Annotated in this window: 16 protein-coding genes and 4 pseudogenes; 14 read left to right on the plus strand and 6 right to left on the minus strand. The window is 66.7% G+C overall.

Translation table 11 applies throughout. The features are described from left to right. Positions 1-90: 90 nt before the first annotated feature. The 3 genes and pseudogenes from LRS12_RS17600 to aspS form a co-directional block, all read right to left on the minus strand. Positions 91-1480: pseudogene (locus tag LRS12_RS17600) on the minus strand (L-serine ammonia-lyase). Between the two features lie 66 nt (positions 1481-1546). Next, entirely contained in the window at positions 1547-2320 is a 774-nt protein-coding gene (locus LRS12_RS17605; RefSeq protein WP_257845809.1) for a polyphosphate kinase 2 family protein, read from the minus strand. A 124-nt stretch (positions 2321-2444) separates the two neighbouring features. Beyond that, the gene (gene aspS / locus LRS12_RS17610) at positions 2445-4244 is read right to left on the minus strand and encodes an aspartate--tRNA ligase (protein WP_257845810.1); all 1800 of its coding nucleotides are present in this window, start codon (positions 4242-4244) and stop codon (positions 2445-2447) included. 98 nt (positions 4245-4342) lie between these two features. On the opposite strand from aspS, the gene rnd reads away from it, so the two are divergent. After that, positions 4343-5521, plus strand: a complete 1179-nt coding sequence (rnd, locus tag LRS12_RS17615) for a ribonuclease D (RefSeq protein WP_257845811.1) — start codon at positions 4343-4345, stop codon at positions 5519-5521. After that, entirely contained in the window at positions 5518-5802 is a 285-nt protein-coding gene (locus LRS12_RS17620) for an I78 family peptidase inhibitor (RefSeq protein ID WP_257845812.1), read from the plus strand. The genes rnd and LRS12_RS17620 overlap by 4 nt, the downstream gene beginning before the upstream one ends. 88 nt (positions 5803-5890) lie before the next feature. Here LRS12_RS17620 and LRS12_RS17625 read toward each other — a convergent pair whose 3' ends face one another. Genes LRS12_RS17625 through LRS12_RS20145 form a run of 3 tightly spaced genes read right to left on the minus strand, consistent with a single transcriptional unit; the run spans position 5891 to position 11426 of the window. Further along, positions 5891-7360, minus strand: a complete 1470-nt coding sequence (locus tag LRS12_RS17625; protein WP_257845813.1) for a Ppx/GppA family phosphatase — start codon at positions 7358-7360, stop codon at positions 5891-5893. Positions 7361-7395: 35 nt separating this feature from the next. After that, on the minus strand, positions 7396-9588 hold the full coding sequence (locus tag LRS12_RS17630) for an RNA degradosome polyphosphate kinase (RefSeq protein WP_257845814.1): 2193 nt from the start codon (positions 9586-9588) through the stop codon (positions 7396-7398). Between the two features lie 11 nt (positions 9589-9599). After that, the gene (locus LRS12_RS20145) at positions 9600-11426 is read right to left on the minus strand and encodes a DnaA ATPase domain-containing protein (RefSeq protein ID WP_308223055.1); all 1827 of its coding nucleotides are present in this window, start codon (positions 11424-11426) and stop codon (positions 9600-9602) included. A gap of 134 nt (positions 11427-11560) precedes the next feature. On the opposite strand from LRS12_RS20145, the gene purM reads away from it, so the two are divergent. The 12 genes and pseudogenes from purM (at position 11561) to dnaG (ending at position 22938) form a co-directional block, all read left to right on the plus strand. Further along, the gene (purM, locus tag LRS12_RS17640; RefSeq protein ID WP_257845815.1) at positions 11561-12655 is read left to right on the plus strand and encodes a phosphoribosylformylglycinamidine cyclo-ligase; all 1095 of its coding nucleotides are present in this window, start codon (positions 11561-11563) and stop codon (positions 12653-12655) included. Positions 12656-12730: 75 nt separating this feature from the next. Then, a complete protein-coding gene (purN, locus tag LRS12_RS17645; protein ID WP_257846179.1) occupies positions 12731-13252 on the plus strand; it encodes a phosphoribosylglycinamide formyltransferase in 522 nt (173 codons plus the stop codon). Continuing rightward, a complete protein-coding gene (locus tag LRS12_RS17650) occupies positions 13249-13626 on the plus strand; it encodes an MmcQ/YjbR family DNA-binding protein (RefSeq protein ID WP_257845816.1) in 378 nt (125 codons plus the stop codon). The genes purN and LRS12_RS17650 overlap by 4 nt, the downstream gene beginning before the upstream one ends. Before the next feature lie 96 nt (positions 13627-13722). Then, positions 13723-13923, plus strand: a complete 201-nt coding sequence (locus LRS12_RS17655; RefSeq protein WP_257845817.1) for a hypothetical protein — start codon at positions 13723-13725, stop codon at positions 13921-13923. A gap of 43 nt (positions 13924-13966) precedes the next feature. Continuing rightward, positions 13967-14668, plus strand: a complete 702-nt coding sequence (locus tag LRS12_RS17660) for an endonuclease/exonuclease/phosphatase family protein (RefSeq protein ID WP_257845818.1) — start codon at positions 13967-13969, stop codon at positions 14666-14668. Then, positions 14668-16961 (plus strand): annotated as a pseudogene (locus LRS12_RS17665) (patatin-like protein). Before LRS12_RS17660 ends, LRS12_RS17665 begins: the two are co-directional and overlap by 1 nt. 64 nt (positions 16962-17025) lie before the next feature. After that, a complete protein-coding gene (locus LRS12_RS17670; protein WP_257845819.1) occupies positions 17026-17373 on the plus strand; it encodes a hypothetical protein in 348 nt (115 codons plus the stop codon). Continuing rightward, the gene (gene pyrF / locus LRS12_RS17675) at positions 17370-18041 is read left to right on the plus strand and encodes an orotidine-5'-phosphate decarboxylase (RefSeq protein WP_257845820.1); all 672 of its coding nucleotides are present in this window, start codon (positions 17370-17372) and stop codon (positions 18039-18041) included. Before LRS12_RS17670 ends, pyrF begins: the two co-directional genes overlap by 4 nt. Positions 18042-18140: 99 nt before the next feature. Further along, the gene (locus LRS12_RS17680; protein WP_257845821.1) at positions 18141-18659 is read left to right on the plus strand and encodes a GNAT family N-acetyltransferase; all 519 of its coding nucleotides are present in this window, start codon (positions 18141-18143) and stop codon (positions 18657-18659) included. A gap of 56 nt (positions 18660-18715) precedes the next feature. Next, entirely contained in the window at positions 18716-20278 is a 1563-nt protein-coding gene (locus LRS12_RS17685) for a M17 family metallopeptidase (RefSeq protein ID WP_257845822.1), read from the plus strand. Between the two features lie 115 nt (positions 20279-20393). Next, a pseudogene (locus tag LRS12_RS17690) lies at positions 20394-21033 on the plus strand (phosphoribosylanthranilate isomerase). 55 nt (positions 21034-21088) lie between these two features. Then, positions 21089-22938, plus strand: a pseudogene (dnaG, locus tag LRS12_RS17695) (DNA primase). The last annotated feature ends 52 nt before the right edge of the window (positions 22939-22990 follow it).

The following is a 22990-nucleotide window of genomic DNA, read 5'->3' on the forward strand; positions in this document are numbered from 1 at the left end:
ACCTCTCCCGATCGCGTGCAAACGGACCGGGTGGGCTGGCGTTCCTAGCCGAACGCGATTGTTTGAAATTGGGCGATCAGGCGCCGGTGCTCAACACGCCACCACGTTCACGGCCAGCCCGCCCTGCGCGGTCTCCTTGTACTTCGACCGCATATCCTCCCCCGTCTGGCGCATCGTCTCGATCACCGCGTCGAGGCTTACGATGTGGCTGCCATCGCCGTGCATCGCCAGATAGGCGGCGTTGATCGCCTTGATCGCACCCATCGTGTTGCGCTCGATGCACGGGATCTGGACCAGCCCCCGATCGGGTCGCAGGTCAGGCCCAGATTGTGCTCCATCCCGATCTCGGCGGCATTCTCGATCTGCGCATTGGTTGCGCCTAGTGCCGCCGCCAGCCCAGCGGCCGCCATCGAGCACGCCACCCCGACCTCGCCCTGACACCCCATCTCGGCGGCAGAGATCGACGCCCGCTTCTTGTACAGGAACCCGATCGCTGCCGCCGTCAGCAGGAAGGTCCGCGATCCCGCCGGGGTCGGGCTGGCGCAGAAGGTTTCGTAGTAACGCAGCACCGCCGGGATCACCCCCGCCGCGCCGTTGGTCGGTGCCGTGACGACGCGACCACCCGCCGCATTCTCCTCGTTCACGGCCAGCGCCCACAGACTGACCCAGTCGAACACCAGCGACGGATCGGAGCGAGGCCCGCGCGCGATCAGCCGCTGGTGCAAGTCGCGCGCGCGCCGCTTGACCTTCAGACCGCCGGGAAGCTCCCCTCGCCGCGCATCCCGCGCTCGATACATGCCGACATCGCCGCGCGCAGCGAGTCGACGAACGCATCGGTCTCGGCATCGTCGCGCCACGCGGATTCATTGGCCCGGACGATATCGGCGATGCTCTTGCCCTCCGCGTCGCCAACCGCGAGCAGTTCCGCGCCGGACGAAAAGGCAAAGGGCAGCCGCACATTGCTCTGCGGCAGCTCACAGCCGCCCTCGACCACCGCGCCGCCGCCGATCGAGTACCAGAAGGTCTCATAGGGTTCGCCCTGCGCATAGTGCGCGACGAAGCGCATTCCGTTCGGATGCGCAGGCAGAAACCGGTCGCCACGAAAGACAAGGTGCGTCCCCTCGACAAACGGTACCGGAACATGCCCGGCCAGTTTCAACTGTGCCTCGACACGGATTGTCTCGACGATGGTCGGCACGGCATCGGGATCGACGCTTTCGGGCAGAAACCCGGCCAGCCCCAGCATCACCGCCACATCGGTCGCATGGCCCTTGCCGGTCAGCGCCAGCGACCCGAACAGCTCGCACGACACCGATACCGGCGTCCCGCGATCCAGCGCTGCCTCGGCAAAGGCGAACCCCGCGCGCATCGGTCCCACGGTGTGCGAGCTCGACGGCCCGATGCCGATGGTGAACAGGTCGGCGATGCCGATCGTCGCCTGCGCACGGTCAAGCGTGGGCGCGCTATTGGGGTCCAGCATCACTCTCTCGATCATATCGTATCGTTTACGGCGACCTACGCCCGAACCGCCTTTCCGTCCACCGCTTCAGTCGATCACCCCTGCCTCGCGCGCCGCCGTCTCCACTGCGGGGTCAAGCGCGGGCGGCTCCATCGGCACGCACGCTTCCAGCGCGTCGGCAATCGCGGTCAGCGCTGCGATCCGCCCCGCCTTTTTGTCGTTCCCGTCGACCACGATCCACGGCGCCTGCTTCGTGTTGGTCCGCGCGAACATGTCGTGCATCGCATCGAGATAGTCGGCCCGCCGCGCGCGGTTCCGATAATCGTCGAGCCCGGTCTTCCACCGCTTCCACGGGCTCTCGATCCGCTCCCGCAGGCGCTTGTCCTGCGTCTTCTGGGTCACGTGGATGAAGATCTTGATCAGCGTCGCGCCGGTCTCGGCCTGCTGCGCCTCGAAATCATTGATCTCGTCATAGCCGCGCGTCCATTCGGCCTTGCTCGCATAGCCTTCGACCCGCTCGACGAGCACGCGACCGTACCAGCTGCGGTCGAACACGGCGATATTGTGCTGCGCCGGCAGCCGCCGCCAGAAGCGCCACAGGAAATGGTGCGCCAGTTCCTCGGGCGTCGGCGCGGATATCGGCCAAACCTCGAAATAACGCGGGTCCCATTCGGCGGTCAGCCGCTTGATGATCCCGCCCTTCCCCGCCGCGTCCCACCCTTCGAAGACGATGATCGCACGGCGCTTGTGGATGATATGCGCGGTCTGGATGTGGCTGAGGCGCTCCTGGAGAGCCTTCAGGCGGTCATGATAGTCATCGACCTCGTCGCCCTCCTCGAAATCCGAGAGGTCAATCTTCAATTTCCCCTCCCGCTTGCGGGAGGGGTCAGGGGAGGGCCTGTGCGTTGAGGGCTGGGCATGTCCTCGAACATGCCCTCCCCCAGCCCCTCCCGCAAGCGGGAGGGGAGCTTGGCGGGGATTTAGCTCAGCCCTTATTGTCCAGCGCCTGCGGAGCCAGCCGGATATGCAGTTCCTTGAGCTGCTTCTCGCTGACCGGCGACGGGGCCTGCATCATCAGATCCTCCGCCTTCTGGTTCATCGGGAAGACGATGACCTCACGGATGTTCGGCTGATCCGCCAACAGCATCACGATGCGGTCGACGCCCGGAGCCGATCCACCATGCGGCGGTGCGCCATACTTGAACGCATTGATCATGCCTGCAAAATTGCTGTCCACGTCCTGCTGGCTGTACCCGGCGATCTCGAACGCCTTGTACATGATCTCCGGGCGATGGTTCCGGATCGCGCCCGACGACAGTTCGATGCCGTTGCACACGATGTCATACTGCCACGCGAGAATGTCGAGCGGGTCCCTGGTCTCCAGCGCCTCCAGTTCGCCCTGCGGCATGCTGAAGGGGTTGTGGCTGAAGTCGATCTTCTTCGCGTCCTCGTCATATTCGAACATCGGAAAGTCGACGATCCAACAGAATTCGAACCGGCTCTTGTCGATCAGCTCGAGGCTCTCGCCAACGCGGGTGCGCGCGAGGCCCGCCAGCTTGGCGGCCTGAGCCTCCTTGCCCGCGGCGAAGAAGATGCCATCATTCGGGCCGAGGCCAAGTGCGTCGGCAATCGCCTTCATGCCCTCCTGCCCGTGGTTGTTGGCGATCGGGCCGCCGAACACGCCATCCTTCTGCGTCGCATAGCCCAGGCCCGGGAAGCCCTCGGCCTGCGCCCATGCGTTCATGTCGTCGAAGAATTTGCGGCTCTTCTCTGCCGTGTTTGGCGCGGGGATCGCGCGGACCACGTCGCCCGCCGCGACCATCGACGCAAAGCGCCCGAAACCAGAGCCTTCAAAGTGGCTGCTGACATCGGAAATGAGGATCGGGTTGCGCAGATCGGGCTTGTCGTTGCCATATTTCAGCATCGATTCGCGGTACGGGATGCGCTTGAACGGCAGCGGGCTGACGGTGCGCCCCTTGCCCTGCCAGTTCGCGAATTCCTCGAACACGCCGTGCAGCACCGGCTCGATCGCCGCGAACACATCGTCCTGCGTGACATAGCTCATCTCGAAATCGAGCTGATAGAATTCACCCGGGCTGCGGTCGGCGCGCGCATCCTCGTCGCGGAAGCACGGCGCGATCTGGAAATAGCGGTCGAAACCCGCGACCATCAGCAGCTGCTTGAACATCTGCGGTGCCTGCGGGAGCGCATAGAATTTGCCCGGATGCACGCGGCTCGGCACCAGATAGTCGCGCGCGCCCTCCGGCGACGACGCGGTCAGGATCGGCGTCTGGAACTCGGTAAAGCCCTGCTCGATCATCCGGCGGCGCAGGCTCGCGATCACATGGCTGCGCAGCATGATGTTGGCGTGCAGCCCCTCGCGACGCAGGTCGAGGAAACGGTTCCGCAGGCGGATTTCCTCGGGATAGTCGCTGTCGCCGAACACCGGCATCGGCAGCTCCTGCGCCGACGACTGGACGGTCACGCCCTTGGCGAACACTTCGATCGCGCCGGTGGCGAGGTTGGCGTTCACCGTCGCCTCGCTGCGCGCCTTCACCACGCCATCGATCGTCACGACCGATTCGACGCGCAGCCCCTCCAGCACCGGCAGCGCCGGCGAGTCGCTGTCGCACACGATCTGCGTCACGCCATAATGGTCGCGCAGATCGACGAACAACACGCCGCCATGGTCGCGCTTGCGATGGATCCAGCCCGACAGGCGGACGTTTTCGCCGACCTGATCGGCGGTCAGCTGGCCGCAAGTGTGGGTGCGATAGGCGTGCATGAGCGGTTTCCAACGGTTTCTGGTGAAAATAACAGGCCGCGCGCATCCTTCTCACACGCCCCTTTGTCAACCCGCGCGGGCTTGGCTATGGGCCTGCGATGCATATTCACGGCCTGATTCAAGACTCGGCGACGCTCGCCAACCTCTGCACCCGCCTCGCGCAGCAGCCGTTCATCACGGTGGATACCGAGTTCATGCGGGAAAACACCTTCTACCCCGAGCTGTGCCTGATTCAGATCGCCGACACCAATGAGGCTGCGGCGATCGACCCGATGGCGCCGGGACTCGACCTCACCCCCCTGCTCGACCTGCTCGTCAACAATGAGGATGTGCTCAAGGTCTTCCACGCCGGCGGCCAGGATCTCGAGATCGTCTACAACCTCACTGGCAAGACCCCGCACCCGCTGTTCGACACCCAGATCGCGGCGATGGCATTGGGTCAGGGCGAGCAGATCGGCTATTCCAACCTCGTCGAAACCTATCTCGGCATCACCGTCGACAAGGGCGCGCGCTTCACCGACTGGTCGCGCCGCCCGCTCGACAAGCGCCAGATCGATTACGCGATTTGCGACGTCACCTATCTCTCCGAAATCTTCCCCAAGATGCTCGCGAAGCTCAAGAAAACCGGTCGCGGCGATTGGCTGGACGAGGAGATGGAGCGGATCGGCGATCCCGAAAACTATCGCAGCGACCCCGACAAGGCGTGGCAGCGCATCCGCATCTCCAGCCGCAAACCCGAAGTGCTCGGTCGCCTCAAGGCGCTGGCGGCATGGCGCGAGCGCGAGGCGCAGGGCAAGGACCTGCCACGCGGCCGCATCGTCAAGGACGAGACGATCGCCGACCTCGCCGGCAATCCGCCGCGCAAGCAGAGCGACCTGACCAAGGTGCGCGGCCTGTCCGCCACTTGGGGCGGCAACGATATCGGCGGTCGCCTGATGGCCGCGCTCGAAAATGCCGAGCCGATGCCCGCCAACGAAATGCCCGCGCGTGACGACCGCAAGCTTCCGCTGGGCAAGGAAGGCGCTTTGGTCGCCGACCTGCTCAAGCTGCTGCTCAAGATCCGCGCACGCGACATCAATGTCGCCGCCCGCCTGCTCGCCCGCTCCGACGATCTCGAGGCGCTCGCGGCCGGCCAGCGCGAAGGGCTGTCGATCCTGAATGGCTGGCGCTTCGAACAATTCGGCCGCGACGCGCTCGCGCTCGTCGAGGGTCAGCTTGGGTTCACCGTGCGTAACGGAAAGCTCAAGATGACGCGTACCGAGGAGCCGAATCCATGAAAGCTGCTGCCCTGATCGCCCTGTCGCTGAGCCTCGCCGCGTGCAGCTACGAGCGCCCGGCACCCGGTACCGGTATCCGCGAATGCAATGCCGACCGCGTCCAGCCCTTGGTTGGTCGCGAAGCCAAGCCGCAGGTGATCGAGCGCGCCAAGCAACGCTCGGGCGCGGGCATCGTCCGCGTGATCAAGCCGGGCATGGCGGTGACGATGGACTATCGCTCCGACCGGCTGAACGTCGAGTTGGACGATGTGAACACGATCAAGGCGCTGCGCTGCGGGTAGCACATGCGCTCCTGCGAAGGCAGGAGCCCAGAGTAGCTGAGCGATTCCCGTGCGGCTCTAGGCTCCTGCCTCCGCAGGAGCACAGGACCTATCCCAACGCCACACTCGCCGTCAGCCCCAGCGCCCCGGCGAGCGCGCGGTGACGCTTCTCGACCGCCTCGCCATACAGCGCCGCATCATCCTCACCCAAATGAAGCTGCAGCAGTTCGCCATCGACCGCGACCCGCGACCTCCGCAGCGGCCCGGCGACACCGCCCGACAGCCGCTGACCCAGCCGCATCGCCAGCCCCCACAGTCGCGCGCGTTCCAGCGCGTCGGGCGCGGCAAGTTGTCCCACCGGTGCAGGTGACTCCAGACCACCTCCCAGCGAGGTAAACAACGCCTGCGCGAGCAAGGCCCGCCCCCGCGCGTCGATCCCGACCCAATTGCCGTGCAGCGCGATCTCGGTCCCGCGCTCCGCCCGGAACTCCGGGTTCGCGCGCCAGCCCACGTCCGCCAGCAGGCACGCGGCATGGCGCAGCCGCACCAGCGACTCGTCATCGTCACCGAACAACGGCGCGATCCACGCATCGAGCAGGTCACCATGCTCGGGAAACCGCCCCGATCGCCGCGCCTCGTCGCGCGTAGCGACGATCAGCGGATCGGCCTGGCGCTCCGCGATCGACAACTCGCCATACAGCAGCCCCTCGCGCAGCCCGAACGCGGACGCCACCGTCTCACTGCTGCCGAGATGCTTCATCAGCGATCCCAGCAACGCGGCGGCATGTTCCAGCGTCGCGACGCGCCCCGACGACAGGTTCGGCACCGATCGGATGCGGCTTTTGCCCATTTGCTGGATCGTTCGCTGCAACCGGGTCACCGTCGCGGCGGGCATCGCATATTCGTGGATCACCGGCAGCGGATAGCCGGTCAGATGCATGTCCAGCCGCGCCAGCGCGCGCCACGACCCGCCGACGAGGTAAAAGGGCAATCCCTCCCCGCGCTTGCTCCACCCCGCCTCGTCGAGCAGCTTGGCGACGGTCTTGTCGAGCGTCCCCTTGCCCTGCGACCGGATTGCCTCCAGCCGCAACACGCCGAGCGGGAAAGACACGCGATCGGTCACTGTCCCCGCGACGACCCGAACCAGCTCCAGCGATCCACCGCCCAGATCGCCGACGATCCCGTCCGCCTCCGGAATCCCGGAAAGCACGCCATAGCCCGCCGCCAGCGCCTCGGCCTCGCCCGACAGCAACTCGACCTTCAGGCCCAATGCCCTGGCAATCTCCAGCAACCGCTCGCCATTGCTCGCATCGCGCACCGCCGCCGTCGCCACGGTACGCAGCGAATCCACCTCCATCTCGCGCGCCAGGCTTGAGAAGCGCGCCAGCGCTGTCGTCGCCAGTACCAAGGCATCGTCGTCGATCGCCCCGGTCTGTGCCAGCGAGCGACCCAGTCCTGCCATCACCTTCTCGTTGAACAGGGTCGCGGGCAGTCGCGCCGACCCATCATAGACGACCAGGCGGATCGAGTTCGACCCGATGTCGATGATCGCGGTGCGCTGGGCCTCTGCTACGGTCACGGCGCGCGGCTTGCGCTGCAAGAGCGACGTGACGCTCACCCGCCACGCTCCGCCCGCCAGCGACGCAGCGACAGCTTGGGCACCGCCCCGCCGCTCGCCTCCAGCGCTGCACCGCGACCCGACAGCGACGGGTTCGTCATAAAGTAGCGATGCAGGTTGAACGGCTTGGCGCCGGGATCGTCGCGGACATAGCGGCCATCGGGCTGCAACTCCCAACTTTGTTCGGTGTCGATCAGGTTCGCCACCATTACCTGGTCCAGCACCTGATCGTGCACCGTCGGATTGATGATCGGCAACATGAACTCCACCCGCCGGTCGAAGTTGCGCGGCATCCAGTCGGCCGAGGAGATATAGACCAAGGCCCCGTCATTGGGCAGCGGCTTGCCATTACCGAACGCCCAAATCCGGCTGTGCTCCAGGAAGCGCCCGACCACCGACTTGACCCGGATATGCTCCGACATGCCAGCAATGCCGGGGCGAAGGCAGCAGATGCCACGGATCACCAGGTCGATTTCGACCCCGGCATTGCTCGCCTCGTACAGTTTCTCGATCATCACCGGATCGACCAGGCTGTTCATCTTCGCCCAGATCGCCGCCGGCTTGCCCGCCAGCGCGTTGGCAATCTCCCGATCGGTCAGTTCGATCAGCTTTTCGCGCAGATGGCGCGGCGAGACGGACAGCAGCTCCAGCCCCTGCGGCTCGACATAGCCGGTGACGTAGTTGAAGATCTTCGCCGCATCGCGCCCGACCCGGGGATCGGCGGTGAAAAAGCTCAAATCGGTGTAAATGCGCGCGGTGATCGGGTGGTAATTGCCGGTCCCGAAATGGCAATAGGTGCGGAAACCGTCGCCCTCGCGCCGCACCACCATCGACACCTTGGCGTGGGTCTTCCAGTTGGTGAAGCCATAGATGACCTGAACGCCCGCGCGTTCGAGTGCGCTCGCCCAAAGCAGATTCTGTTCCTCGTCGAACCGCGCCTTGATCTCGACTACTGCGGTGACCGACTTGCCCGCCTCGGCTGCGGCGATCAGCGCCTGGATCACCGCCGATTGCTTGCCCGCGCGGTACAGAGTCTGCTTGATCGCCACCACATCCGGGTCGCTCGCCGCCTGGCGCAGAAACGCCAGCACCACGTCGAACGATTCATAGGGGTGGTGGATCACGATGTCCTTGGCCCGGATCGCCGCGAAGCAATCGCCGTCATACTCGCGGATTCGTTCGGGGAAGCGCGCGACGAAGGGCGGAAATTTAAGGTCGGGGCGATCCTCTTCGACGATCAGCGCCAAATCGCCATTGCCCAGAAACCCGCCGGTCTCGGTCAGCAACGCCTCGCTGCCGCTCAGCTCATCCTTCAACACCGCCTCGAGACCAGAATCGATCCCTTCCTCCATCTCGAGCCGGATCACACGCCCGCGCCGTCGCCGCTTGATCGCGGTGCGGAAGTAGAGGACCAGATCCTCGGCTTCTTCCTCCAGCTCGATGTCGCTGTCGCGCAGCACCCGGAACGTCGCCGATTTGCGAATCTCGAAGCCCGGAAACAGCACCGGCGCGAACCGCTTCACCAGCGTTTCTACCGCGATGTAGCGCGCCGTGTCCCCCGGCACGCGCACGAAGCGCGGCGTCGCGGCGGGCAGCAGCACCAGCTCGCGCACCGCCTCGCCATCGCTGGTGCGGACGAGGTCGAAGATCACGCTCAGCCCCTTGTTGGGGATGAACGGGAACGGGTGAGAGGGATCAAGTGCCTGCGGGGTCAGAATCGGGAAGATTTGAAGGCGGAAATGCTCCTCCAGCCAAGCTGCGGTCTCGCCGGTCAGCCCCTCGCCGTCGAGCACCTCGATCCCGCGCTCGGCCAGTTCGCCACGTATATCCTGCCACACCGCCTGTTGGCTATCGACCAGATCCGCCGCATCGGAAACGATCGCCGCCAGCTGCTGCGCCGGGGTCAGGCCGTCGGTGGAATGCGCCTCGACCTCCTGCATCTGCTGGCCCTTGAGCCCCGCGACACGGACCATGAAAAACTCGTCGAGGTTGGAGCCGGAGATCGACAGGAAGCGCAGCCGTTCGAGCAGCGGATGGGCCGGGTTCCGCGCCTCCTCCATCACCCGGCGGTTGAACGCCAGCCAGGACAGCTCGCGGTTGAAATAGCGCGCATCGGCAAATGCCGCCGCAGATGGAACCTCGCCACCCTCGGCACGGGTCGAGTCGGCTTTGGCATGCGCGCGGGTCATCGGGCCTCGTTTCAGGGTTGGGCGTCAGGCTCGCGAAGCAGCCCCGCCGCGGTCAATGTGGCGCGCGCCGTCGGAATCGACAAGCGCCGGTTGCTGCGGCGACTCGCATCTTCCTCCAGCGCTTCGGCGGTGCGCAGAATCGCAAGGTGCGTCCGCTCGATCCGCCGCAGGATCCACGCCACTACATCAGGCGGCGCGACAAGTTCGTGACGGTCGATCAATTGCGCCAACAGGTCATGCCCAAGCGCATCGTCGGGCGGGCCGATCTGCGCGATCACGCTCGCTCCCAATCGCGACCGTAGATCCGGGAGCCGCACCGTCCAGCCCGGCGGCGCGCGCTCGGCGACCAGGAACAGCGGCTTGTGTTCGGCCTGCGCCGTGTTCCAGGCATGGAACAGCGCCACTTCGTCCGCGCGATCGGCGTCGTCGATCATCATCCCGCCGCTGCGCTTCACCATCGTGCGCGCCAGCAGGCTGCGTCCCGATTTGCGCGGACCGGTGATAATTCCGGTCATGACCGGCCAAGTTGCCCAGCGCTCCAGCATCTGCACCGCCCGGGCGTTCGATCTGCCGATCAGGAACCTGTCTTCGCGTGCGCCGGCCGGCCGGGCGAGCGGCAGGGAGAGCTGACTCATTCGCTGATACTGTTCCCCGCTTCGGCAATCGGCACCGAAGGTTGAGCGGGCGTGGGCGATCCGCCGCCGCGACGGATGCGCAGCACCCCTGCCCCCCTCCTGAACCTGCCACCCGCGCGCCTCCAGCGCCGCGCGCAGCGATGCCTGGCTGCCGTCATAGGTCACACGCATCAGCGACACTCCGCCCAGCGCGGTGCTGGTGGTGATCGCGGAACTGACCCCGGGCACGCCGCGCAACGCGGCCTCGCCCCCGGTCAGCGCGCCGACCGTCGGCGTGTCGAACTGGATGGTAAAGCTCGCCCCGGTCGCGACCGCAGGGCTCTCGCCGGTGTCGATCAGCTCTTCCTCGCCGGTCTCCTCGACCGGTACCTCGGGGCGCGGCGGTTCGGTGACGAGCAGTCGATCGGGCTTCAGTATCCCGGCGCGCAGCGCGTCCTGATACGCCTTGTCGATCCGCGCGATGCCCGCGTCGATCAGTGCAGGGATCGCGTTGCCGTCATTCACCCGCAGCACGAATTGCGCCAGCTGGACATTGTCCGGCCCATGCCCGGCGGTGAAGATACCGGTGACCGGTCCTCCAGGATAGCTCCGCCGCAGCTCGACCGTCGGTACAAGGATATCCGTCGCGCCATATTGGTCCAGGATCGCGCGCCACCAGCCACGCCCTCGCCGCGCCACCTGTCCCGCATTCATCAGCAGCCGGTCGGGGCCGGTCCCATTGGGACGAACATAGTCGATCGAGCTGTTCCCCGTGCGAAACCGCGCCCAGCCCTCGGCAAAGGCGCTGGTCCCCTCGAACACGCGATGCGCGCCGCCCGACACCTGCACTGGCACCAGCAGCATCGGGGGCGAGCGCATCAACGTGCCGCCGACGCCCAGGATCGACGCGGCGCGATTGCGGTCGAACAGCACGCCCAACCGCGCGACATAGCGGTTCGGACCGATCTGCTCATTTTCGACGACGATACCCGTCACCAGTCCGTCGAGCGCCGAATCGGACAGGGTCGAAGGCGAACCAGTCAGTTGCTTCGCCAGCATCGACCAGCCGCGCCGCTGTGCCAGTCGCCACCCGCCGAGCCGCGCCGCCTCCGCGCTCTTGCCCCGCACATCGACGTCGACGCCGCTGACCTCGAAACTGCCCGAACTGCTACCAGCCTCCTGCCCCGCATCGGCCTTGGCCGCTCCCTTTCCGGACTGTGCCACGGCGAATCCGGCCGATGCGAGCAGGGGCTGCGATGCCGATCGCGGCGATGGCGGGGGAAGGACGAAGTGACATTCCGCGCCCTTTTGGCGAAGAGGACGTGGAAATCCAAGCGCGATGTGGCTACGCGCCTCCCATGACCGACCCCGAGTCCTATACCTACGCCCAGGCGGGCGTCTCGATCGACGCCGGCAATGCGCTGGTCCGTGCCATCGCCCCGCTCGCCCGTTCCACCCGTCGCCCAGGTGCCGACGCCGATCTCGGCGGGTTCGGCGGCCTGTTCGACCTCAAGGCGGCCGGCTTTACCGATCCGCTGCTGGTCGCGGCGAATGACGGGGTCGGCACCAAGCTCAAGCTCGCGATCGACCACGACTCGCACGATGGCGTCGGCATCGACCTCGTCGCGATGTGCGCCAACGACCTTGTAGTGCAGGGCGCCGAACCGCTCTTCTTCCTCGACTATTTCGCGACGGGAAAGCTGGTCAACGGCGTCGCCGAGCGCGTCATCGCGGGGATCGCCGAGGGGTGCAAACAGGCCGGCTGCGCGCTGATCGGCGGCGAGACCGCCGAAATGCCGGGCATGTACGCCGATGGCGACTATGACCTTGCCGGCTTCTGCGTCGGCGCGGTCGAGCGCGACCAGCTGCTCGACGGCAAGAAGATCGCACCGGGCAACGTGATCCTCGGCCTTGCCTCCAACGGCGTGCACTCCAACGGCTATTCGCTCGTCCGCCGCCTCGCTGCGGACAAGGGCTGGAAGCTCGACCGCCCCGCACTGTTCGATCAGGAGGTGATCCTGCTCGACGCGCTGATGGCCCCGACCCGCATCTATGTGCGGAGTCTGCTTCCGCAACTTCGCAAGGGCACGATCCACGGCCTCGCGCACATCACCGGCGGCGGCTTGCTCGAGAATATCCCGCGCGTCCTGCCCGAGGGCTGCCACGCCCGGGTCGATGCCGATAGCTGGGCCCAACCGCGCCTGATGGCGTTCCTGCAAGCGCAGGGGAATATCGAGCCACAGGAAATGGCGCGCACCTTCAACTGCGGCATCGGCATGATCGCGGTGGTCGCAGCGGATCAGGCCGACGCCGTCGCGGCGGAACTCGAAGCGGCGGGCGAGACCGTCCACCGCATCGGCACCATCGTCGAAGGCCAGCGCGGCTGCACCGTTTCGGGCAGCGCCGAAACCTGGAGCGCCCGTGCGGACTGGGAAGCGACGCACAATGCATGATCTCCCCTCCCGCAAGCGGGAGAGGCATGGGTGAAACGCAAGCTCGGCATCCTGATCTCTGGTCGCGGATCGAACATGCAGGCGCTGGCCGAAGCCGCCCGACTGCCCGACGCGCCCTACATCGTCGCACTGGTCGCGTCCGACAAGCCCGACGCCGCCGGTCTGGCATGGGCAGCCGAACAGGGCATCGCGACCTTCGCCCAATCCCCCAAGGGCATTGCCAAGGCGGACTATGAGAGCGCGATCGACTCCGCGCTGCGCAGCGCTGGCGTCGAAGCCATCGCCCTTGCCGGATACATGCGCCTCCTCTCCGACGATTTCGTCGCGCGCTGGCGCGGGCGGATCGTCAACATCCACCCTTCCTTGCTCCCCCTCTACAAGGGCCTCGACACCCATCAGCGCGCCGTCGACGCGGGCGACAGCCATGGCGGTTGCTCGGTCCACCTCGTCACGGAGGAACTCGACGGCGGCGAGGTGCTAGGCCAGTCCAAAGTCCCGATCCGCCCCGGTGACACCGCCGAAACACTCGCCGAACGGGTATTGGCGGAGGAACACAAGCTCTATCCCCGCATTGTCGCGGAATGGCTCAGCAGATGACCCCTCAGGCGAGCGCCGCGCTGGATAAGCTTCGCGCCATCGCGCTCGCCCTTCCCGAAGCCGATGAGAAGCTGTCCCACGGCATGCCAGCGTTTTTCATCACCAAAGGCAAGATGTTCGCCTATTTCTGGCACGCCCATCATGGCGACAATGTCACCGCGGCGATCGTCAAGACCAGCGGGACCGAGGAACAGGCGATGCTGATCGAGATGGAGCCGGGCCTCTATTACCGCCCGCCCTATTTCGGCCCATCGGGCTGGATCGGCATCCATCTCGACCGTCCGGACACCGACTGGGACCGCGTCGGCGACCGGGTCGCGATCAGCTGGGAATTGATCGCCCCGCGCCGCCTGCTCGAAGCAGGCGGGCGGTGACCCGAAACGCTACAAAAACCCCTGAAAATTCCGGGATATTTTGCGGAAACCACGCGTTCTGCGCGATTAGCGCGAATAATTGGGAAAGTCGGGGCGATGCACGGGCATGGACGCGAACCACATCGAAAATCGGGCGTTGCCAGCGCCGAAGCGGGCCTCGTCCTCCTCGACGGCCCGGACGGAGTCGCCATTGCGATGACTCCGGATGCGGCAGAGGCCACCGCGCGCAGCCTTCAGGAAGCCGCCGCCGAGGCACGCACCCAGCCGCCAATGGCGATGCCGCCGCTCACCCGCTGATCGCGCGCTTGCCTCTGATCGTTACGCGTCCCAAACAGGACCGATGCTGAAGGTTGCCAGCTACAATATGCGCAAGGCGATCGGCACCGATCGTCGCCGCCGGCCCGAGCGCACGCTTGAAGTGCTGCGCGAGATCGATGCCGACGTCGTCGCGCTGCAGGAATGCGATCGTCGATTTGGCCAGCGGCAGGGGGTCATCACCCCCCACATGCTCGATGAGCACAGCCCCTGGAAGGCGGTATCGTTCGGGGTCCGCTCGGGATCAATGGGCTGGCACGGCAATGCGATCCTGGTGCGCAAGGACGCGCAGATCCTCGATTGTGAGATCATTCACCTGCCCGCACTGGAGCCGCGCGGCGCAGTGATGGCGGACTTGCGGATCCGGGGCGAAGTGCTGCGAATCGTCGGAATGCACCTCGACCTGTCGGGACTGTGGCGGCGGCGGCAGGCGCACGCAATCCTCACCCATCTCTCGTCGAGCGAACGGGCGATGCCGACGGTGATGATGGGCGACCTCAATGACTGGAGCGCGCAATCCGGCTGCCTGCGCGATTTCGGTAAGGATTTCGCTTTCGCGCCAACCGGCCGGTCCTTCCACGCGCGCCGGCCGATCGCCCGGCTCGACCGGATCATGGTGTCGCGCGACCTCCGCATCGCCGATTGTGGCGTCAACGACAGCGCCGCCGCGCGCACCGCATCGGATCACCTGCCCGTATGGGCCGAAGTGCGGAGCGGTAGGGTCTAGTGCAGGACAAGGAACTCCGCCTCGCGCTGGTCTGCTACGGCGGGATCAGCCTTGCCATCTACATGCACGGCATCACCAAGGAAATCTGGCACCTTGCCCGCGCCAGCCGCGCGCATCGCGATTTTGAACCCGCAAGCGGGGCCAGCGAAAAGGTCTATCATGCGCTACTTGAATCGATAGCCGACGACACCGCGACCAATTTGCGGGTGATGGTCGATATCGTGGCCGGGGCCAGCGCAGGGGGATTAACGGCGTGTTCCTGGCGCAGGCGGTGACCAGCGGCCAATCGCTCGACCCGCTGACCGACCTGTGGCTCGAAATCGCGGATGTTGAGGCACTGCTCAATCCCGACCACGGCCCGTCGCACCGTTTTGCAAAAATCTGGGCGATGCCGATCGCCTGGATGCTCGCCGGGCGCGATTCGGCGGTCGACAGCACGGTGGAGCCAGCCGCGCGGGCAGAGGTGCGCAGCAAGCTTGAGCGTTTCGTGCGCTCGCGCTGGTTTGAGCCGCCCTTCGGGGGCAAGCAGTTGATGAACATGCTGCTCGACGCGCTGGAGACCATGCGCGACTCGCCGGCCGGTCAACGCCTTCTGCCAGAGGGACAGCCCCTAGACCTGTTCGTCACCGTTACCGATTTTCGCGGCCATCCCGAGCGGCTTCGCCTCAATTCCCCGCCCGAAGTGGTCGAAACCGAGCACCGCCTAGTCTTCTCGTTCAGCGACCATGGCCATGACGGCGGTACGTTGGGGCACCATGCGGAACTGGCCTTTGCGGCGCGCGCCACGTCCAGCTTTCCCGGTGCATTTCCGCCCGCGACAGTCGCAGAGGTCGATGCCGTGCTCGCGGAACGCGGCACCCAATGGCCGGGACGCAGTTCCTTTCTCGAACACGCTCTGCCCCGCCAGTTCGCCGCGGGTGTGGCGGATACCGCCCCACTGATCGACGGGTCGGTGCTCGCCAACGCCCCGTTCCGCCCCGCAATAGACGCACTGCGCGAACGGCCCGCCCGCCGCCAGATCGACCGGCGCTTCGTGTTCATCGACCCGACGCCCGGGCTCAGCATCGGTATGTCGCGAGAGACGACGCAGGAAAGCCCCGGCTTTTTCCGAACGATCATCGGGGCGTTGTCCGAATTGCCGCGCCAGCAGCCGATCCGCGACAATCTCGAATCGCTCAGCCAGCGCTCGGCACAGATCGAGCGGATGCTGACCATCATCGAACGCATCCGCGCGGAGGTCGAGGCTCAGGTCGAATCGCTGTTCGGCTACACCTTGTTTCTCGACTATCCGACGCCCAAGCGCCTCGCCGGCTGGCGCAAGCGCGCACAACAGGCGGCGGCATCGCGTGCCGGTTACGGGCACGCCGCCTACGGGTTGCTCAAGGTCGAGGGTGTCGCAGACCGGATCGCCACGCATCTCAACCAGATCGCCGACCTGCACGGTTCGGATCGCTGGCACCGAATGCGGACCGCGATCGGCGCGGAAATCGACCGGCGCGGCGCGGACGATTTCGGGGTCGAGTATCCCGCCTCCGCCAGCCCTGCGACGCTCGACCTGCTCCGCGCCCACGATCTCGGCTTTCGCATCCGTCGCCTGCGCCTGCTGGCCCGTCGCGCCACTGAGCTGGACCAGGACAACAGCCGCGCCGAACTGATGCCGATCCGCACCGCGATCTACGAATCGCTGGCCGGCTATCTCGAATGTCAGCGCGCCGACCCGTTCCTCGGTATGCGCGAATCGATCCGCGCGACCGACTGCAACGCTGGCGCGCTGATGGACGAACTCGCCGCACGAATGGACCTGCGCACGCTCGACGACGATACCGATGCGCGGTTGTCCGAAGGACTCAGCCAATTACCGCGTGACCTGCGCCGCCCGATGCTGCTCGCCTATCTTGGCTTCCCCTTCTTCGACATCGCCACTCTCCCGCTGCTGCGCGGCGAGGGACTTAACGAATTCGACCCGGTCCGCGTCGACCGCATCTCGCCCGACGACGCCACAGCGATCCGCAGCGGCGGCGCGCAAGCGACGCTCAAGGGCATCCAGTTCAACAATTTCGGTGCCTTTTTCAGCCGGGCCTATCGTGAGAATGACTATCTCTGGGGCCGCCTCCACGGAGCCGACCGGTTGGTGGATATTATCCTCTCCACCCTGTCCCCCGGTGCGCGCCTCGCACCCGGCCGCGTGACCACGATCAAGCGCGAACTGTTCCACGCGATCCTCGACGAGGAGGAGCCGCGGCTCAAGGCCGTGCCCGGCCTGTTCGCCCAGCTGCGCGCCGAAATCGGCTGAGTCTGGCCAAGCGCTCCCCCGCGTCCTAAGACGGGGGTCCAAGGTAACAGGGTGATCGCGGCGGATGCAGTTTCTGAAGGCTTTGTTCTGGTTCCTGCTTCTCGGTCTCGCGGCCGCGTTCGCAGTCACCAACTGGCATCCGGTCGAGATTCACCTGTGGAGCGGCCTGATCGCTGACGTAAATCTGCCGTTCCTGCTGTTCGTCGTCTATCTCGGCGGGCTGCTGCCCATGCTGGCGATCTACCACACCGTCCGCTGGCGGATGCGCAGCCGGATCGCGATGCTGGAGCGCACCGTCGACGATCTCCGCCCGGCTCCCGCCGTGCCGCCCGCGCCCGTCGTGGCGGGCGATCCCGGGGACCTCGAAGCAGCCGCTGAAACGCCTTCCGCTCCGCCTTTGGTCATGCCATGAGCCCGATCTACGTCGCCCTCGACACCCCCGACATCGCCCGCGCAAAGGCGATCGCCACCCGCGTCCGCCACCATGTCGGCGGGATCAAGCTCGGCCTCGAATTCTTCATGGCGAATGGCCGCCACGGCGTGCACGAAATGGCGGACATCGGCCTGCCGATCTTCCTCGACCTCAAATTCCACGACATCCCCAATACCGTGGGCAAGGCGGTTCAGGCGCTCCGCCCGCTCGAACCCGCGATCATCACGGTCCACGCAGCGGGTGGCCGCGCCATGCTGGAGGATGCGAAGGCCGCGGCACCGACGGGGACCAAGGTCGTCGCGGTGACGATGCTCACCAGCCTCGACGCCAATGACCTCACCTCGATCGGCCTGTCGCCCGACCCGCACGAACAGGTCGTTCGCCTCGCCGAACTCGCCAAGTCGGCCGGCGTCGACGGTATCGTCTGCTCGGGCGAAGAAGTGAAGGCCGCGCATGCCGCCTGGAAGGACGGCTTTTTCGTCGTCCCCGGCGTCCGCCCGTCGAACGGCCAGATCGGCGACCAGAAGCGCGTGGTCACACCACGCGCCGCGCTCGACGCCGGCGCCTCGATCCTCGTCATCGGGCGCCCGATTACGCAAGCCGAAGACCCTGACCTCGCCGCACGCGAGATCGAGGCGACGCTCTGACCGCATTCGTCGCCCCGGGCTCGACCCGGGGCCCAGCTTCTTCTCCCTCGTCGCGAGGACAACGGGACCGCAGATCGAGCCCGGAGTGATGGAGTAGAAATGACCATCATCCGCCCCGCCACCGCCGCCGACCTCCCCCGCCTCCACCCCGTGGTCGAGCGCGCCTATCGCGGCGATTCCGCGCGCCAGGGCTGGACGCATGAGGCGGACATGCTCAGCGACGCGCGTACCGATCTCGACACGCTCGCGACGCTGATCGAAGGCAACAGCCGGTTGCTGATCGCGCTCGACGGCGACACCATCCTCGGCTGCGTCAACGTCGCCAGCCGGGGCAACGGCCTCGCCTATCTCGGCCTGCTCTGCGTCGACCCCGAAATCCAGGCACGCGGGATCGGCAAGCAGCTGATCGCAGCCGCCGAAGCCACTGCCCGCGACAGCTTCGCCGCCGACCGGATCGAGATGACGGTGATCGACCGTCGCGTCGAACTGATCGCCTGGTACGAACGCCACGGCTACACCCGCTCGGGCGAGACCCGCCCCTTCCCGGTCCTGGTCGATCCCCCGCTGACTATGACCGTGCTGGTCAAACCGTTGTTCGACCAACGACAATTGCCCTGATCGCCCTAGCCGGTTAACCATGTGACCATATTACACCGACCAGGGAGTTGTTGCCGATGCGTGTCCTGTTGCTTGCCGCCACGATTCTAGCCACCACCCCCGCGCTCGCCCAGTCGGAGCGCGCCGCGATCGGCACCGGGGTCAGCGCCAGCGACCGGCAGAACAGCGCCGAACGGCCGATCCGCTTCGCCGCCACCGCCCCCGCCGACGGGGTCCTCGTCATCCCGATGGCGGGACCGGGCGACCTCAGCCACGTCCCCACCGCGCTCCGCGCTGCCGTCACCAGCGCGGTCGATACTGCCGCGTTCAAGGCTGCCGCCGACAAGACGCTCTCGCTCTACGGCGTCGGCGGCTACCACCGTATCGTCCTGATCGGCGTACCCGCTGGCCAGCTCGATGCCGCCGCGCTCGCCGATTTCGGGGGTCGTGCCGCGCAGGAGACCCGCGACAATCGCCAGCCAGTCGCAATCCTCGCCGGCACCCTGTCGAGCGCCGCCACCGACCCTGCTGCGCATGTCGCGCTCGGAGCCAGCCTTGGTCAGTATCGCTTCGACAAGCTCAAGAGCAGCGTCGATGCCCCCGCCGTTCAGCCGCTGACCATCGTGGCGACGAGCGGAGAGGCGACATATGCGCGCGAGCTCGCCGGTGTCGCCGATGGTGCGCGTATGGCCCGCGACCTCATCACCCTCCCCTCCAACGCCAAGACGCCCGACAGCTTCGTCGCCGCCGTTCGTGCGCAATTCGCCGGTGTGCCCAATGTGCGCATCACCGTCCTAGACGAAGCCGAGATGCGCCGCCGCAACATGGGATCGATCCTCTCGGTCTCCGCCGGATCGCGCCATCCAGCACGGATGCTGATCGTCGAATATACTGGCGCCGGTAATGCCGCTCCGCTCGCGCTGGTGGGCAAGGGCATCACCTTCGACACTGGCGGGATCAGCCTCAAGCCCGGCTCGGGCATGGGGGCGATGAAGGGCGACATGGCCGGCGCCGCCGCCGTCATGGGCAGTGTCCTGGCAGCGGCCAAGCGCAGCGCGAAGGCGAACGTAGTCGGCATCGCTGCGCTGGCCGAAAACATGCCCGGCGGCAACGCCTCGCGCCCCGGCGACGTGGTGCGCACGATGAACGGCCAGACGATTGAGATCATCAGCACCGACGCCGAGGGCCGCATGGTCCTCGTCGACGCCAACCAATACGCAATCGAACGGTTCAAGCCCGCTGCCCTGGTCAATCTCGCCACGCTGACCGGCGCAGTCAGCACCGCGCTGGGCGACGATTATGCCGGCCTGTTCGCCCGCGACGAAGCGCTGGCCGCCCGTGTCCAGACTACCGCGACCGCATCGGGCGAGGCGGTCTGGCGGCTTCCGCTCCACCCCAGCTACGCGAAGGACATGGAGTCACAGGTCGCCGACATCGCCAACGGCACTACGAAGTCCGGCCCCGGCGCGGGGCGCGGCGCGCATTTCATCGGCTTCCTCACGCCCCAGCCGACGCCTTGGGCGCATATCGACATGGCCGGGGTCGATGGCGCCGAGGAATCACTCCCAACGATACCCAAGGGCGCGCGCGGCTATGGCGTCCGCCTGTTCGACGCACTGGTCCGAGAATTCGAGCGGTAGACCGGCAAGCGGCTTAACGATCCTCCCCGCGCGGGGGAGGATTGCGGACAGCTCAGGGCATCACGCCCCAACTTCCGCTTGCCAAAGCGCCCCGCGCAGCCGATTGCCAGCCGCGATGCCCGTCTCAGCCAAGATTTGCGGCCTGTCCACCGCCGCGACGCTCGACGCCGCAGTCGCGGGCGGGGCAAGCCATATCGGCTTCGTCTTCTTCCCCCCCTCCCCACGCCACGTCACCTTCGACCAGTCCGCCGCGCTCGCCGCACGCGTGCCCGATGGCGCCGGCCGGGTCGGGGTATTCGTCGATCCCGAGGACGCATTGCTCGATCAGGCGATTCGCGCCGCCCGGCTCGACGCGATCCAGCTCCACCGTGCCAGCCCCGAGCGTGCCGCCGCGATCGGCGCGCGCACCCGCCTGCCCGTCTGGGCCGCCGTCGCGGTCAAGACCCGCGCCGATCTCGACGCCGCGCACAGCTTTCGCGGCGCGGCCCAGCGCATCCTCTACGACGCCAAGGTGCCCGAGGACGCAAAGCTCCCCCGGGGGCATGGGTCTCCGCTTCGACTGGACCTTGCTTCAGGGCTTCGACCACCCGCTGCCCTGGGCATTGTCCGGCGGCCTCGACGCCGCCAACGTCGCCGAAGCCGTTACGATCAGCGGCGCACGGCTGGTCGACGTCTCCTCCGGCATCGAAAGCGCGCCGGGAGTGAAGGACGCGGCCAGGATCGCCGCCTTCCTGAAGACCGTCGCATCGCTCTAGGCCGTCCGCCGCGCTTGCGACCCGGGCCGGGGTTCGGCATGTCCGATTCAGCCCCATGAGTCTGACCCCCGCCTTTCTCGACGAGCTGCGCGCCCGCACCACCCTGTCCGCCCTGATCGGGCGCAGCGTGAAGATCACGCGCGCGGGACGCGAGTACAAGGCGTGCTGCCCCTTTCATAACGAGAAGACCCCGTCGTTCACGATCAACGACGAAAAGGGCTTCTACCACTGCTTCGGCTGCGGCGCGCATGGCGATGCGATCCGCTGGATGACCGAGCATGACGGCCTGCCCTTCATCGATGCGGTCAAGGAGCTGGCGCAGGCCGCCGGCCTCGACATGCCGGAGGCGGACCCGCGCGCGGCGCAGCGGGCGGAGCGCGCCAAGGGGCTGCACGAGGTTATGGCCGACGCCTCCAAATTCTACACCGAACAGCTCCACGGCATCGCCGGGGCGGAGGCGCGCGCGCTACTCGAGCGCCGCCGCGTCACCGCCGAGACCGCGCGGACGTTCGGCATGGGCTATGCGCCGGATTCGCGCACGAAGCTGCGCGAGGCGCTCAAATCCTATGGCGACGCCATGCTGGTCGAAGCCGGGCTGCTGATCCAGGTCGAAGGCAAGGAGCCCTATGACCGCTTCCGCGGCCGTCTCATGATCCCGATCAAGGATGCGCGCGGTCGCGTCATCGGCTTTGGCGGGCGGATCATCGGCGAGGGCGAGCCCAAATATCTCAACTCCCCGAAACCCCGCTCTTCGACAAGGGCCGCTCGCTCTACAATCTCGACCGCGCCTCCGCCGCCTCGCGCAAGGCCAACCGGGTGATCGCAGTCGAAGGCTATATGGACGTGATCGCGCTGGCCCAAGCCGGGTTCGGCGAGGCGGTCGCCCCGCTCGGCACCGCGATGACCGAGCATCAGCTCGAACGGCTGTGGCGGATGGCCGACATCCCCTATCTCTCCTTCGACGGGGACAATGCTGGGCAAAAGGCGGCGATCCGCGCCGCGCATCGCGCCCTCCCCCTGCTCCAACCGGGCCGCAGCCTCGCCTTCGTCACCCTGCCCCCGGGTCAGGACCCCGACGATCTCGTCCGCGCATCGGGACCCCAGGCGTTCGAGGCGCTGCTCGCCTCGGCCCAGCCGCTGGCCGATCGCCTCTGGCAACACGAACTCGCCGCCGAGCCGGTCGATACGCCCGAAGCCCGCGCCGGGCTCAAGCGTCGCCTGTCCGATCTCGCCGCCACGATTCAGGACGGCAATGTCCGCCACGAATATATCAACGAGTTCCGCCGCCGCGTCGACGAGCACTTCGCCCCGGCCCCACGCGCCTTCACGCCGCGAACCCAAAGCCGCGGCCCGTTCAAGCCCGGTCAGCGCTGGCAACCACCCGAACCGCCCCCCGGCCCCGCGCTTCAGGCGGTCGGCGCAGGCGGGATCGACCGGGTACTGGCAAAAGCCGTGCTCGCGGGGCTGATCCGCCACCCGGCGGAGATTGCCCGCCATGTCGAAACGCTGACCAGCCTCGCCCATGCCGACGGCGCCCTTGGCCGACTGTTCGAGGCGGTGGTCGATGTCGCGCTGGAGGACCGGGCGCTTGATACCGCACGCCTTCGTACCATATTGGCGGCGTCCGGTTTCGATTCACAGGCAGCGGAGTTGCTGCGCGCCGACCAGCTTCCCTTCACCTTCACCCAGAAGGAATGGGACGCGGGACGGGCCGCGCTCGACCTCGGCGAAGCGATTGCGGTACTGGCGGCACGGCCTCAGGTCGAGGCGGCGCTGGCGGAGGCAACTGCGGCGGTTCAGGCGCGTTTCAGCGACGAGGCTTTCGAGCGTCAGGTGGCCCTGGTTCGACGCAAGGCAGAGCTGGAAATGCGGCTCGCCAATCTGATGCTTGCGGACGAGACGTAATTAGGTGATTAGGGCGGCGTATAATTGCCGCCATATGATTTCAAAGGCAGTC

Source organism: Sphingomonas sp. J344, from assembly GCF_024700005.1.
Lineage (GTDB): Bacteria > Pseudomonadota > Alphaproteobacteria > Sphingomonadales > Sphingomonadaceae > Sphingomonas.

Coding starts and splice junctions, on each gene's coding strand:
- aspS (WP_257845810.1), bottom strand. CDS start 4,244: ATGCACGCCTATCGCACCCACACTTGCGGCCAGCTGACCGCCGATCAG.
- rnd (WP_257845811.1), top strand. CDS start 4,343: ATGCATATTCACGGCCTGATTCAAGACTCGGCGACGCTCGCCAACCTC.
- LRS12_RS17620 (WP_257845812.1), top strand. CDS start 5,518: ATGAAAGCTGCTGCCCTGATCGCCCTGTCGCTGAGCCTCGCCGCGTGC.
- LRS12_RS17630 (WP_257845814.1), bottom strand. CDS start 9,588: ATGACCCGCGCGCATGCCAAAGCCGACTCGACCCGTGCCGAGGGTGGC.
- purM (WP_257845815.1), top strand. CDS start 11,561: ATGACCGACCCCGAGTCCTATACCTACGCCCAGGCGGGCGTCTCGATC.
- purN (WP_257846179.1), top strand. CDS start 12,731: ATGCAGGCGCTGGCCGAAGCCGCCCGACTGCCCGACGCGCCCTACATC.
- LRS12_RS17650 (WP_257845816.1), top strand. CDS start 13,249: ATGACCCCTCAGGCGAGCGCCGCGCTGGATAAGCTTCGCGCCATCGCG.
- LRS12_RS17655 (WP_257845817.1), top strand. CDS start 13,723: ATGCACGGGCATGGACGCGAACCACATCGAAAATCGGGCGTTGCCAGC.
- LRS12_RS17660 (WP_257845818.1), top strand. CDS start 13,967: ATGCTGAAGGTTGCCAGCTACAATATGCGCAAGGCGATCGGCACCGAT.
- LRS12_RS17670 (WP_257845819.1), top strand. CDS start 17,026: ATGCAGTTTCTGAAGGCTTTGTTCTGGTTCCTGCTTCTCGGTCTCGCG.
- pyrF (WP_257845820.1), top strand. CDS start 17,370: ATGAGCCCGATCTACGTCGCCCTCGACACCCCCGACATCGCCCGCGCA.
- LRS12_RS17680 (WP_257845821.1), top strand. CDS start 18,141: ATGACCATCATCCGCCCCGCCACCGCCGCCGACCTCCCCCGCCTCCAC.
- LRS12_RS17685 (WP_257845822.1), top strand. CDS start 18,716: ATGCGTGTCCTGTTGCTTGCCGCCACGATTCTAGCCACCACCCCCGCG.